The 13,864-nt window shown below is 52.5% G+C and carries 11 protein-coding genes; 3 read left to right on the top strand and 8 right to left on the bottom strand.

Features of this window, described 5'->3' with window-relative positions; translation table 11 throughout:
• Positions 1-148 precede the first annotated feature (148 nt).
• From H9644_RS12890 to H9644_RS12905, 4 genes are read right to left on the bottom strand one after another with little or no spacing between them, the layout of a single operon-like run.
• Complete coding sequence (locus H9644_RS12890) at positions 149-1,042, bottom strand: carbamate kinase (RefSeq protein WP_191774836.1); 894 nt, start codon at positions 1,040-1,042, stop codon at positions 149-151.
• A complete protein-coding gene (locus H9644_RS12895) occupies positions 1,039-1,854 on the bottom strand; it encodes a DUF2877 domain-containing protein (protein ID WP_191774838.1) in 816 nt (271 codons plus the stop codon). Before H9644_RS12895 ends, H9644_RS12890 begins: the two co-directional genes overlap by 4 nt.
• A gap of 10 nt (positions 1,855-1,864) precedes the next feature.
• Entirely contained in the window at positions 1,865-3,124 is a 1,260-nt protein-coding gene (locus H9644_RS12900) for a YlbE family protein (protein ID WP_191774840.1), read from the bottom strand.
• Positions 3,125-3,133: 9 nt separating this feature from the next.
• Complete coding sequence (locus H9644_RS12905) at positions 3,134-4,801, bottom strand: acyl-CoA synthetase FdrA (RefSeq protein ID WP_191774842.1); 1,668 nt, start codon at positions 4,799-4,801, stop codon at positions 3,134-3,136.
• Between the two features lie 316 nt (positions 4,802-5,117).
• Here H9644_RS12905 and allD point away from each other — a divergent pair, with 316 nt between their 5' ends.
• Genes allD through allE form a run of 3 tightly spaced genes read left to right on the top strand, consistent with a single transcriptional unit; the run spans position 5,118 to position 8,220 of the window.
• Positions 5,118-6,167 carry an ureidoglycolate dehydrogenase gene (allD, locus tag H9644_RS12910; protein WP_191774844.1) on the top strand — a complete coding sequence of 350 codons (1,050 nt, stop codon included), beginning with the start codon at positions 5,118-5,120 and terminating at the stop codon, positions 6,165-6,167.
• A gap of 21 nt (positions 6,168-6,188) precedes the next feature.
• Positions 6,189-7,424 (top strand): allantoate deiminase, encoded by a 1,236-nt coding sequence (gene allC, locus H9644_RS12915; RefSeq protein WP_191774846.1) that lies wholly within the window; start codon positions 6,189-6,191, stop codon positions 7,422-7,424.
• Between the two features lie 10 nt (positions 7,425-7,434).
• Positions 7,435-8,220 carry a (S)-ureidoglycine aminohydrolase gene (gene allE / locus H9644_RS12920; protein ID WP_191774848.1) on the top strand — a complete coding sequence of 262 codons (786 nt, stop codon included), beginning with the start codon at positions 7,435-7,437 and terminating at the stop codon, positions 8,218-8,220.
• Positions 8,221-8,434: 214 nt separating this feature from the next.
• Here allE and glxK read toward each other — a convergent pair whose 3' ends face one another.
• From glxK to H9644_RS12940, 4 genes are all read right to left on the bottom strand, one after another.
• Positions 8,435-9,580, bottom strand: coding sequence for a glycerate 3-kinase (gene glxK, locus H9644_RS12925; protein WP_191774850.1), 1,146 nt, complete (start codon positions 9,578-9,580; stop codon positions 8,435-8,437).
• Between the two features lie 21 nt (positions 9,581-9,601).
• Positions 9,602-10,903 (bottom strand): uracil/xanthine transporter, encoded by a 1,302-nt coding sequence (locus H9644_RS12930; RefSeq protein WP_105289179.1) that lies wholly within the window; start codon positions 10,901-10,903, stop codon positions 9,602-9,604.
• A gap of 56 nt (positions 10,904-10,959) precedes the next feature.
• On the bottom strand, positions 10,960-12,321 hold the full coding sequence (allB, locus tag H9644_RS12935; protein ID WP_105289180.1) for an allantoinase AllB: 1,362 nt from the start codon (positions 12,319-12,321) through the stop codon (positions 10,960-10,962).
• A gap of 61 nt (positions 12,322-12,382) precedes the next feature.
• Complete coding sequence (locus H9644_RS12940; RefSeq protein WP_064529040.1) at positions 12,383-13,837, bottom strand: allantoin transporter; 1,455 nt, start codon at positions 13,835-13,837, stop codon at positions 12,383-12,385.
• Between the last annotated feature and the right edge of the window lie 27 nt (positions 13,838-13,864).

Here is a 13,864-nt window from a genome sequence, read left to right on the forward strand (position 1 = left end):
GGCCTGATAAGACGCGTCAAGCATCGCATCAGGCATCGTGCGCCAATTGCCGGATGCGGCGTGAACGCCTTATCCGGCATACCGATCCGGCACTCATTGTAGGCCTGATAAGATGCGCCAGCATCGCATCAGGCATAAATGCCTACGACTACAGCGAAATACAGGTCCCCGCCTCGCCCGCCAGCGTCTCTTCAATCCGCGATAACGCCCCAATCCACGCAGGTTTACCACAGCTCCTGACATAACCACTCACCGCCGTCACCTTCGGCCCCATCGACCCATCGGCTTTGGCAAATGGCGCTAACGCATCCGGCGTGGCATGGCGGATGGCACGTTGCTGCGGCGTTCCCCAGTTTTCGTAAACCGCATCAGCATCGGTGAGGATCACCAGTCCATCGGCATTAATCTGCCCGGCAAGCAGCGCGGCAGCGAGATCTTTATCAATCACTGCTTCACTCCCTGCCCCGTCATCCGTCACCGGCACACCGCCGCCACCGCTGCAAATCACCACATGCCCTTCTTTGAGCAACAGTTCGATGGCTTCGCTGTCGAGAATTTTACGCGGCTGGGGAGACGCCACCACCCGGCGCACATATTTGCCGTCACGTTTCATCTGCCAGCCATAAGCCGCTTCCAGTGCCTCTTGTTCTTCTGGCTGATAAACCGGGCCGATAAATTTCTCCGGCTGCATAAACGCCGGATCATCAGGCGATACTTCAATGCGTGTCAGCACCGTCGTCACAGGCGGCATCTGCGGCTGCGCGCGCAAACTTTGCGCCAGCATATAGCCAATCATCCCCTGACTTTCCGCCACCAGCACATCCAGCGGATACGGCTCCACCTCTTTCCACGCCAGATTCTGTAACGCCAGCAGCCCCACCTGCGGCCCGTTGCCGTGGACAATCGCCAGCCGATAAGAACGGGCCAGGCGTGCCAGCGCAGGTACAGCACTGGCGATATTGCGATACTGATTTTCTGCCGTCAGCGCCTCACCGCGCTGGAGTAATGCGTTGCCCCCAAGAGCTACAACCAGTGTTTTCATGATTTTCCTTGTAATAATTGTTGACCAAGCCAGAACCCCAGCAGCGTATCGGCCCCTGACGTATGCCCCAGCGCCAGTAGCGAATCAGTCGCCGCAGCGGTACGTTTCGTGCAACTCAGGGCATGAACAAAGTGCAGGAGTGGCGAGGCGAAATAGCCTTGCGCGGCGTAACGTAAATAACAGACGCTCACCGCCGTGGTAACGAGTTGAAGATTGTCGGAACAGGAAAAAAACTGGCCACCAGAGCACAAATCTATAGCGCCAAAATACCAGGCCGCCAGCAGCATTCCGGTCAGCGTGTCATCATGACTTGGCGTTAAGCCAGGACCTTTGCCCAGCCAGTGCCGCCAGTCGGTCTTAACGCCATTGAGCGCGGTCTGAAAACAGTGGCGAAACTGGCGTAATTCAGCAGGTAGCGGATCGCTTACCGCCAACGCCAGTGGCCCAAAAAGCCCGGTTTCATCCGCACGTTGCATCCATGCAGCTGCAAGCGGTTGAGGATGCGCAGGCGGCGTAATACGCAGCAAACAATAACGCTGTGGCTGATTAACCGTGAAACGCCCAAGGCGAATCCCTTGTGCCACAACCTGCGGTCGTTCATTGCCGCATAATCCACCGCATAACGCATCGAATCGCTCGCGGCGAAGCACCCATCCTCCGGGGCCGAAACCACTTCCCTGACGATGCAGCGTTAACAGTTCGCCGCTTTCCGTCATCAGGTTAATCGCCCGCCGCCACACTCCCGCTAACCTCCAGGACTGGCGATAGTCCAGTGCGCTACGACTGGCAAGCAGAGGATGGATGATCGTCATTGCGCATTCCTCAACCAATACCCATGCTTTCAGCCAGTGCTTCCAGCGCCTGTTCAAAACAGGCCAGCGGTGCACGCACGGTGCCTGCGCCAATCTGCCCGATCCCCGCCTCTTTATGGGCGATGCCAGTGTTGATAAGCGGCGTAATACCAGTTTCTACCACGCGACGAATGTCCAGCCCCAGACACGCGCCCTGGAAATCCCAGCCGGGGATCTGCAACTGCATATTGCGTTCAAGGAAGATTTCCGCCATCTCTTCAGAAACGGTTCTGGCTGCGTCCATGCCACCCGCACCGACAAAGCGCGTTACGCCAGGTGCGGCGATCATTGCGGCACCACCGATACCAAAGGTTTCGGTAATCGCGCTGTCGCCCATATCCGGATTCGCCTGCTCCTGCGAGAAGCCGGAGAAAAATAGCCCCTGCGGAGTGTTTACTGGGGCTGTAAACCAGCGATCGCCAAGCCCACTCACCCGAATCCCGAACATATTGCCGTTGCGGGTCATTGCCGTAACGATGCTGCCCGCGCGGATCATCGCGCCTGCATCCATCGCCGCCTTGCAGTAGGCCATCGCGAGGTTGAGGAAGAACTGATCGGTCACGCTGAGGAAATCCATCACTTCAGCAATGTGCTGTTTATCGTGATCGAGGCGGGCAATTTGTGGTGCCAGCGCACGCATCAGCAGTGCTGAGGAAGCAATATTGCGCTGATGGAACTCATCGCCCATCGTAATGCCCTGCGCCATCATCGCGGTGAGATCGATACCCCGCTCCATGCGCCCTAATGCGGCACTTAATACCGGCATCAACACATCGCGCATCCAGCGATGGCGAGTCAGGACATCTTCGCCGTAAGCGCCAAAACGCATCACTTTGCCGATACCTTCGTTGAGGTTGCAGTACGCCCGGTTGCCATCGGTTACGTTCTCGACCACCAGCATCGGCATACTAGCAGAAGTAATGCCGCCCATTGGCCCGACGGCATTCACATGATGGCAAGGGACAAAGTTCACTTCCCCCTGCTCAAGCATCGCCAGTGCCTGCGCTTCATCTTTCGCCCAGCCTTCAAACAGACACGCGCCCACGCATGCCCCTTTCATTGGCCCGGTCATCTCCTGCCAGCGCATCGGCGGCCCGGCGTGAAGCAGTGTTTTACACTGATTTAATTCGTTAATAAGTGAAGATGCCAGTTGCACATCCAGCCAGTGTGGACGAGCACGACGAATTTGTTCGATAACCGCAGCATTGGCTTGCGCCACTGATGTAAACATGGGAACCCCTTATTGCAAACGTTCTAATAAACGAGCCAGTTTTTTATTGCCGCCAGCGACTGGCGCCCATTGGTAATGCACAACCGGTTTGCTGGCGCTTTGTAGTTCCAGCGCAAAACTGCGTAATCCAGCGTTTATGACAGCGACGTTTTCCAGTAATGACGGTGTATGTTGATGTGCGTCGGGAGAAAGCGGGCGAATCAGCGCCGCTGCCAGTAATGTCGCTTCCGGCAGCGAACTGACTACTGCGATCCCCGCATCTTCCAGCGTGGCAATTTGCTGCGAGCGGCATTGCGGGTCACGTTCAGTGCCTGTCACCGTGGCAATGGCATACAGTGGTTGGCTGTCTGAACGCACGGCACAGGCTTTTTGCCAGGCGCTCACCAGCGAGGCGGCAGGATCGGCGGTCGCACCAAAGCCAATCACCACATCGAGCAGCAACACGCGCACTTGTGGTTTAGCACCGAGATCGGCAATTAGCAGGTTGCGTAAGGTTGGGTCGATCATTGGATGGGGGCGCCCGACGGTGTAGAAATCATCGCCCAGGTCGAGGATCTGATGCCCGTCGGCATCCAGCATCATGCCATGTTGATGGGTAGCGTCAGTCGCCACAGCAAGATGTCCGGCAAGTAATCCCGCCGCTTCGGCAGCCAGCGTACCGCCAGTATACAAACCACAAATAAAACCTTTGTTGGCAGGCGCTAGCGCATTACGTCGCGCAGTGACCCGCGAAAGCAGGCAAGCCAGACGCGCTGCGTCATCCAGCGAGGAGGCAAACCAGACATTTTCGTCGCGGGCCACCGCCGGGGTATAACCTAAAAACAGCGCCACTGTTGGTTTACCTGTCGCTTTCATCGCGTTAACGATATGCAGGCGCACAGCTTCGGCAGGTGGCTTTGAGACAAACGCCAGCACTTCGCTTTTCGCGTCAGCGCTCAACATTTCCAGCGCCGTTAGCGCACTGATACCGCCCACTTCACGGCTGAGATCGCGCCCGCCAAGGCCAATCGCGTGAGTAATTCCCTCACCAGCCAGCGCAATCTGCGAGCACAGTTCCTGAATCCCGGTACCAGAAGCGCCAATGACGCCAATGTTGCCTTCCGGCATCACGTTGGCGAAAGCCAGCGGCGTGGCGGCAATCATCGACGTACCGCAGTCCGGCCCCATCACCAGCAAGCCTTTTCCCCGCGCACGGGTTTTGAGTTGGATTTCATCTTCCAGCGTGACGTTATCGGAGAACATCATCACGTTAAGATTGCGATCCAACGCCTGATTCGCCAGCTCCGCTGCGTATTCACCAGCCACTGATATCAGCGCCAGATTGGCGTCGGGTAATTTTTGGCAGGCGCTATCCCAGCGACGCACCTGCGTTAACGCCTGGCTACTGCCCGTACCCTGCGCCAGTTGCTTTAGCGCCTCTTCAAGCTGCTGCATAATCGCCTGCGCGATCCCCGCATCCGCCGCTTCGCTACGAATTGCCACGCAAATATCGTTCGGCGTGGCATTATTAAAATCGTCATGCCAAAAACCTGTGGTATCTAATAACGCTTTATTAGCGGGCGTACCCATCATGACGGAAACATCATCAACATTTTCTGATTCGCTGAGTTTTCGTGAAATAATCATTAAACTGACCGAATCCTGAAAACACCCTTTTTTAATAAAGGCGTGGACCATAACAACTCCTTAAAAATTGCACCCATGGCAATTGCACGAGCAGTGTTAATGTGGCGATTACGGTATCGATGGACGGTGACAAATAAGGTGATGAATATCACACAGAGATTATTAGCAAAAGAATTCAAACAACCGCCAGACTATTACTTGTTATTTTTTAACAAGTGGCGTTATTTTAAAAAACAGGTTAAAAACACGCGGATTATCAAATAAATTCTAACTATATTTATTTGCCTGTCTGGATCACATAATCCAGTTATTTTCCCTGTATGTTAATTGCAGTCATGCTTCACACCGTCGTTAAAAAGGAAGACAGATGAAAATCAGTCGGGAAACACTCCACCAGCTAATTGAGAATAAACTTTGCCAGGCTGGCTTGAAACGTGAGCACGCTGCAACCGTTGCTGAAGTATTGGTTTACGCCGATGCCAGAGGGATCCACTCTCATGGCGCGGTACGCGTGGAATACTACGCAGAACGCATTTCAAAAGGCGGCACCAACCGCGAACCGGAGTTTCGTCTTGAGGAAACCGGGCCATGTTCGGCAATTTTGCATGCCGACAATGCCGCCGGGCAAGTGGCCGCAAAAATGGGCATGGAACATGCCATTAAAACCGCCCAACAAAATGGCGTTGCCGTCGTCGGTATCAGCCGAATGGGCCACAGCGGCGCAATCTCTTACTTTGTGCAGCAGGCAGCACATGCCGGATTGATTGGTATTTCAATGTGCCAGTCCGATCCGATGGTTGTGCCGTTTGGCGGAGCGGAAATTTATTATGGCACCAATCCGCTGGCCTTTGCCGCGCCGGGAGAAGGCGACGAAATTCTGACCTTTGATATGGCGACTACCGTACAGGCGTGGGGAAAAGTGCTCGACGCGCGCTCGCGCAATATGTCTATTCCAGATAGCTGGGCAGTCGATAAAAACGGCGCACCAACCACCGATCCATTCGCGGTACATGCTCTGCTTCCCGCCGCCGGACCGAAAGGTTATGGCCTGATGATGATGATTGATGTGCTCTCAGGGGTGTTGCTTGGCTTGCCGTTCGGGCGTCAGGTCAGTTCGATGTATGACGATTTACATACCGGACGTAATTTAGGGCAATTACATCTGGTAATTAACCCGAACTTTTTCTCCTCCAGCGAATTATTCCGTCAACATCTTAGCCAGACCATGCGCGAATTAAATGCCATTACCCCCGCGCCCGGTTTTAACCAGGTTTATTATCCCGGACAGGATCAGGATATTAAACAACGCAAAGCCGCCGTCGAAGGCATCGAAATTGTTGATGATATTTACCAGTATTTAATTTCCGACGCGCTTTATAACACGTCATACGAAACGAAAAATCCCTTTGCGCAATAATTATTGAGACAGGACTTTCCTATGATTACACATTTTCGTCAAGCCATAGAAGAAACGCTACCCTGGCTTTCCTCTTTTGGTGCTGACCCAACGGGCGGAATGACCCGTTTACTTTATTCGCCGGAATGGCTGGAAACCCAGCAGCAATTTAAAAAAAGAATGGCCGCAAGTGGGATGGAAACACGTTTCGATGAAGTGGGAAATTTATATGGTCGCCTGAGCGGCAGCGAATATCCACAGGAAGTGATTCTGAGCGGTTCGCATATTGATACCGTGGTTAACGGCGGTAACCTCGACGGGCAATTCGGCGCACTGGCGGCGTGGCTGGCAATTGACTGGCTGAAAACGCAATACGGCGCACCGCTGCGTACGGTCGAAGTGGTGGCGATGGCGGAAGAAGAAGGCAGCCGCTTCCCGTATGTTTTCTGGGGCAGCAAAAACATTTTCGGTCTGGCGGATCCTGACGACGTGCGAAATATCTGTGATGCCAAAGGCAACAGCTTCCTCAATGCCATGCTCGCCTGCGGATTTGCTCTGCCAAACGCGCCACTGCCACCGCGCGAGGACATTAAAGCCTTTGTCGAACTGCATATCGAACAGGGCTGTGTGCTGGAAAGTAATGGTCAGTCAATTGGCGTCGTGAATGCGATTGTCGGACAGCGTCGTTATACGGTGACGCTGAACGGCGAATCAAACCATGCAGGCACCACGCCGATGGGCTATCGTCGTGATACGGTTTACGCTTTCAGTCGCATTTGCCATCAGTCGGTTGAGAAAGCGAAAAAGATGGGCGATCCGCTGGTGCTGACCTTTGGCAAGGTGGAGCCGCGCCCGAATACGGTTAACGTGGTGCCGGGGAAAACCACTTTCACCATTGATTGTCGCCATACCGACGCCGCCGTGCTGCGCGATTTCTCCCAACAGTTAGAAAATGACATGCGGGTGATTTGCGATGAAATGGATATTGGTATTGATATCGATTTATGGATGGATGAAGAACCGGTGCCAATGAACAAAGAGCTGGTCACTACCCTGACAGAACTGTGCGAAAGTGAGGCACTGAACTATCGGGTGATGCACAGTGGCGCCGGACACGACGCGCAAATTTTCGCGCCTCGCGTGCCAACCTGCATGATTTTCATTCCCAGCATTAACGGCATCAGCCATAACCCGGCGGAACGCACCAATATTAACGACCTTGCTGAAGGGGTCAAAACGTTGGCACTCATGCTTTATCAACTTGCCTGGCAGAAATAAGGAGTCATAAATGGGATATTTAAATAACGTCACGGGTTACCGCGATGATTTACTGGCTAACCGCGCGATTGTGAAACACGGTAATTTCGCACTGTTAACCCCGGATGGTCTGGTAAAAAATATTATTCCGGGCTTTGAAAATTGTGACGCGACAATCCTGTCAACGCCAAAGCTGGGTGCCTCTTTTGTTGATTATCTGGTCACACTGCATCAAAACGGCGTTAATCAGCAGGGCTTCGGCGGCGAAGGAATCGAAACTTTTCTGTATGTGATTTCTGGAAATATCACTGCCAAAGCTGAAGGGAAGAATTTTACCTTAAGTGAAGGTGGTTATCTTTATTGCCCGCCAGGTTCCTTAATGACGTTTGTTAACGCGCAGGCAGAGGACAGCCAAATCTTCTTGTATAAGCGTCGCTATGTTCCGGTAGAAGGTCATGCGCCGTGGCTGGTTTCTGGCAATGCCAACGAACTGGAACGCATTCATTATGAAGGCATGGACGATGTTATCCTGCTGGATTTTCTGCCCAAAGAGTTAGGCTTTGATATGAACATGCATATCCTCTCTTTTGCGCCAGGTGCCAGCCACGGTTATATCGAAACCCACGTTCAGGAACACGGTGCCTATATTCTTTCCGGCCAGGGCGTTTATAACCTCGACAATAACTGGCTCCCGGTGAAAAAAGGCGATTACATCTTTATGGGCGCATATTCCTTGCAGGCCGGTTATGGCGTAGGGCGTGGTGAAGCGTTTAGCTATATTTACTCAAAAGATTGCAACCGCGACGTTGAGATTTAAGTCATACCGCTCGCCTGATTATTTTTAGCTATGTTGGATTTTGCCACGGTTTATACCGTGGCTTTTTTTTGCAACATTGCCTGATGCGCTTCGCTTATCAGGCCTGCATGATAATTTGCGCGATTTCCAGGACGGTTCAGGCATAAACAACACGCACGTTGTCAGCAATCTGAAGCAGATGCGATATGAACCGCATCCGCTTTAAAGGTAAGAGTCAGAGTTTAATTCCCTGACCTATTTTAATGGCGCAGGCAATATTACGCGCGCTGTTGAAGAGATTGGCTTCACCACTGGCGAGCACTTCAGCTAAAGGCGCCAGACGCGGCAGAATGCTGAAAACAGCATTGATACCGTACTGGTGCACCACGTCTACGCCTTCGCCTAATACGCCAGCAATCCCAATCACCGGGACGTTTAATTTCTTCGCCACCGACGCCACGCCCAGCGGCGCTTTACCGCCCGCCGTCTGCGAGTCGATGCGCCCTTCCCCGGTGATCACCAGTGCCGCGCCCTGCACTGCCTGCTCAAGGTTAACCGCCCGCAGTACAATCTCAATCCCCGGTTTGATATCTGCATTGAGGAACACCGCCGCCGCAATGCCCATTCCACCCGCCGCGCCGCCGCCCGCCATCTGACAGACGTTGATTTCAGTTTGCTGTTGTAAAACACGGGCAAAATTTTGCAGCCCATGCTCCAGCTCTTCGACCATTTCCGGCGTTGCCCCTTTTTGTGGGCCAAACACCGCCGCCGCGCCGCGTGGCCCCACCAGTGGATTATCGACATCGCACGCTACTTCGATATGACAGTTCGCCAGACGCGGATCGCATTCATCCATCTCAATGCCTGCCACACGCGCTAAATTACTGCCGTTAGCTGCCAGCGCCTGACCTTCAGCATCAAGAAAACGCACACCGAGCGCCTGCGCCATGCCCATGCCGCCGTCTACCGTCGCGCTACCGCCAATGCCGAGAATAATATGGCGAATATCGTTATCCAGCGCATGGCGAATCAGCTCTCCCGTGCCGTAGCTTGACGCCAGCAACGGATTACGCTTTTCAGGCGCGACCAGCATCAGGCCACTTGCCGCCGCCATCTCAATCACCGCCGTTTTCCCGTCTCCGGTATGACCATAAAAAGCATTCACGTTTTCGCCCATCGGCCCACAGACTTCAAGCGTCACGATTTTGCCGCCGGTCGCGGCAACCATCGCATCCACCGTCCCTTCGCCGCCATCCGCTATCGGTAAACAGATATAGTGCGCATCGGGAAAGAGGGTCGAAAATCCGGCTTTAATTGCCTGACAACATTTTTCTGCACTTAAGCTCTCTTTAAAAGAGTCTGGCGCAATGACAATTTTCATTATCAATCCTTTTTCAATTCATTATTTAATGCGTTCCCACGGAATAAGATTATCCATAAGAACAGCCAGTAAAATTCCGACCAGTAAGCCGTTACTGAGCAGAGGACGAAGCGTTAATGGAAGGTCTTGCAGATACACAGGCGGTAATGCCATTAAAAATATGCCGACAAATAACGGCAATGCGAGGCGATAAATATTGCGTGCGGTAAAGGTTATTTGCTGGCTAAACACCAGTGCAGAAAAGAGCAAAGGCAGATAAGACACCAGCATGACCGCGCTACTCACTGGTAAAGGGATACTGCAAAACAGTCGCGTAAGTGCCGGAACCAGTGCCACCAGCAGGCAAATAACGCTGCCATAAATAAACGAACGCCGCGTGTAATCGCCTGTCTGGGTTAATAAACCAATGGATGAAACAAACGGTGAGAATGGAATTACCGCCAGCGGTACGGTTATTAGCGTCATAAATCCGGTCGCTACAAAACTGCGGCGATAACGCGTATTCCCCGCGCCCTGCTGCGGATAAAAAACATCCGTGCCCCGAATCGCACCGTAGGTATTGCTGATATTTACCAGACCTGTAATCACCGCCGTCAGAATAATCCCCGGCGACAAAGCACCGCCACTACCGAGCGGAAACCATTGCCAGTGCAATTCACCAGAAAGCAAGTGCGAAGAAGGAAAGCAAAAGCGCCATAACAACCAGCCGGTTATCGTGCCGACCAGCAAGCCGTAACGCGCAAAACGTTGTGGCAGGAAAATAATCATCGCCAGCACCAGGCTCATCACCGCAACCGCGAGCGCGAACGGCGGTAACTGAATTTTAAAATTGGGATCAGCTATGCCAAATGGCAGCCCGAGCATGCCTTTAAAAAAGATAGTGGTCAGTTGCGCGCCGAGCATCAGCATAAACAGCACCATCACCGTCGGGGTAAATAACCGCGCCAGGCGATGACCTAATCCGCTAAGGCCAATCAATATCGTCAACACTCCAGAGAGTGCTATCCCCACCGCCAGACTGGTAGCGATATCGTTGACAGGCGTTCCGCGCGACGCTTCGCCGAGAGTAATCGTGAGGATGGTTCCCCACCACAGGCCGCCAGGCCCTTCCATAATTGCGCGCCGATGACCGCAGAACGCCTGGGCGAAGCAGGCCAGCGCGGTAGAGAGAAATGCATATTGTGTGAGCGTAAGCAGGCTACTTTGCGGCAACTGAAAAGCCGAAAGCAGCGTAGGAGGAACCACAACGGTGTTGCAAAAAATAAAGAAAAACCACTGAAATCCTGATAACAGGCTTTCGCGGCTGACTGCAAAATTGAACATAAACACACCTTAACCGGAGAATGCCCGCCGCAAGGACGGGCATTGCAGGGGCCAGATTACTGCTGATGTTTAAGGATAAATTGACCTTTCGGCGCAACAGGGAAACCCTGCTCGATGTCGTAAATCACATCACCACGTAAGATGGTTTTCGTGATACGCGCGCCAATGGTACGGCCAACATACGGGCTGACTTTGTGGCGATATTCCAGATCGTCATTGGTAAGAACATAGTTGCTATTCGGCTGAATGAAGACGAAGTCGGCATCTTTTCCTGGGGCGATACGGCCTTTTTGCTGCAGACCAAAAATATCTGCTGCGTTAGTCGCCATTAATTTGCCGAACATTGCCAGAGACATACCGCGTTTCTGTACTGCTTCATCGAACATCACGTCCATGCAGCTTTGCAGACCGGCGATACCGCCCCATGCTTTCATGATGTTGCCAGCTTTCATTTCCGGCGGGCATGGAGAGTGGTCGGAAACCAGGCAGTCGATTTCACCGTTAAACAGTTTTTCCCACATGCCTTTCTGGTTTTCCAGATCGCGGATCGGCGGTGAACACTTCGCCAGGGTGCCAATTTCTTCGAACTGATCGGTATCCAGCACAAAGTAATGCGGACAGGATTCACAGGTAACGTCCTGACCTTCCTGACGTGCACGAGTCACTTCTTCAACGCCTTCCGGGCTGCTGATGTGGCAAACGTGCAGACGGCAACCAGCAACTTTCGCCAGGTACAGTACGCGGCGAATCGCTTCCACTTCGGTGAATACCGGACGCGAAGCGACATAGTCATGTGCGGTTACGCGGCCTTCACGCTTCGCTTCTTCGCCCAGTTCGTCACAGATCAGCGCGTTCTCGCAGTGCACCAACACCGGCTGACCCAGTTCGCCCAGCTTCTGTGCGCCTTTGAAGAACTGCCAGTCGTTTACGTCACGGAAGTCGTTGTCGATACCGCGATCGCCACAGGTTGCGACGAAGCATTTGAAGCCCACTACGCCCACTTCATCCAGCTCATGCAGACGGTCGATGTTGTAAGACACCAGGCCACCGAGTTGTGCCGCATCGATAGTCAGTTTGCCTTTAGCGGCATCGAACTTCAGTTCAATCGATGCTCGGTCAACCGTTGCTGGCAGCTGGTTGAGCGGCATTTCGATCATGGTGGTGATTCCGCCTTTTGCCGCTGCGCGAGTACCGGTTTCATAACCTTCCCAGTGGCTACGACCCGGTTCAGAAATATGGGTGTGCGCATCGACCATACCCGGTGAAACCACCAGACCAGACGCATCCATGACTTCTTTCGCATCGCCCAGATCCTGACCGATAGCGGCAATTTTTCCGCCTTTAACGGCGATATCGACAACGCGAGCTTCGTTTTCTAAAATAACGGTGCCGTTTTTAATAATTAAATCAAAAGACATAACAAACTCCTTGTAAAATACAGATTGGTTTTTCTAACTCAATTTTGAATATCGGGATTAATTAACCTGTGACTTTTTGCTCTCCTGTTTTTTCGACTGCTGTGCGTTTTTTTAATAAAGCGTAGGCCGCAAAGGCGACGATGACGCCGACAAACCATGAAACACGCGATAACGGTTCCATGACCGGAATAAATTTACCGCCGAGGGATAAAATAACCGCCACCAGAGTTACTGAGAATGCAGTGAGGTTAAAACCGTTATCGTAATATTTAAAATCACCAGAAGCGGTATACAGTTCGTCGAGATTAATTTGCCCACGCATGACCACGAAATAATGCGCCATCATTACACCGATTACCGGACCGAGCATTCCGCCGATAATATCGAGGAACAGATAAATACTGTCCTGGTTCTCCATTAATTTCCACGGGCAGATCAGCAGGCTGATAATACTGGCAATCAGTACGCCATTTTTATAGGTCAGTTTCGTTGGTGCGATAGCGGCAATCTGATAACCGGCCGGAATAATATTACCGGTGGCGTTCGTGGAAATAGTGGTCATCAGAATAACCAGTACCGCAAAGAACGAGGCAAACAGGCTATCCCAACGCTGAACAATATCCAGCACGTTCCAGGTGTCAGCCCCGTAATGAATGCTGGCTCCGGCAATAATACTCACCCCGGCAACGGCAAACAGGATATAAGCGACCACTAAACCCAGCGTTTGTCCAAGCGCCTGTTCACGGAAGGAGTGCGCGTTTTGCGTAAAGTCGGATGCGCTCACCGCCGGTGCAGCCCATACCGCGACCACTGCGTTAATCACTACCAGGAACAGGAAACCACTGTTTTCTGCTTTCTGTACACCACTCGGGATGTAGTCGAGGATTGGGCCGATTCCGACCAGCGAAATCGCCCAAATCGCCATGCCGCCGAAAACGATATAGATGCACGGATTAAGGATAGCGGTGAATTTATTTAATACTTTGCCACCGCCGAAGCCGATACCGACGTTCACCAGCCAGAAGAGTAAGAACGTAATCAGGCCTGGCAGTGAAAGCCCTAACAGGGTGAAATCGCCGCCAAGAGTTAAAAATCCCGGCCAGATTTTGCCAATCAGAATTAAGCAGGCCAGTGACCCCGCGTAACATTGCAGGCCAAACCACATAATGGCAGCAATACCGCCTCTTAATAATCCGGGAAACAGAGCGCCACGCACGCCATAAGAAGCACGCAGGATCATGGCAAAAGGCACACCGTATTTACTGCCCGCAGCACCGTTTAATACCATTACCGCAGCAATAAAAAAGGCGCTAAGGATAATTGCCAGCATTATACTAAAGGTAGACAAGCCGAGAATAAAAAAGCCGCCAACCATCACATAATTGGGAACGTTGTGAACCGAACCCATCCATAAGGTAAAATAGTTAAATGTTTTCCAGGTCCGCTGATTTTGCGTTTTCGGTAATAAATCTTCACTATAGCCGCGTTGCTGGAATAGTTTTCTCTGATGTTCCATAAATCCCTCTTAATTTCACGTATCGGA

Origin of the sequence: Escherichia whittamii (genome assembly GCF_014836715.1) — a bacterium.
Taxonomy (GTDB): Bacteria; Pseudomonadota; Gammaproteobacteria; order Enterobacterales; family Enterobacteriaceae; genus Escherichia; species Escherichia whittamii.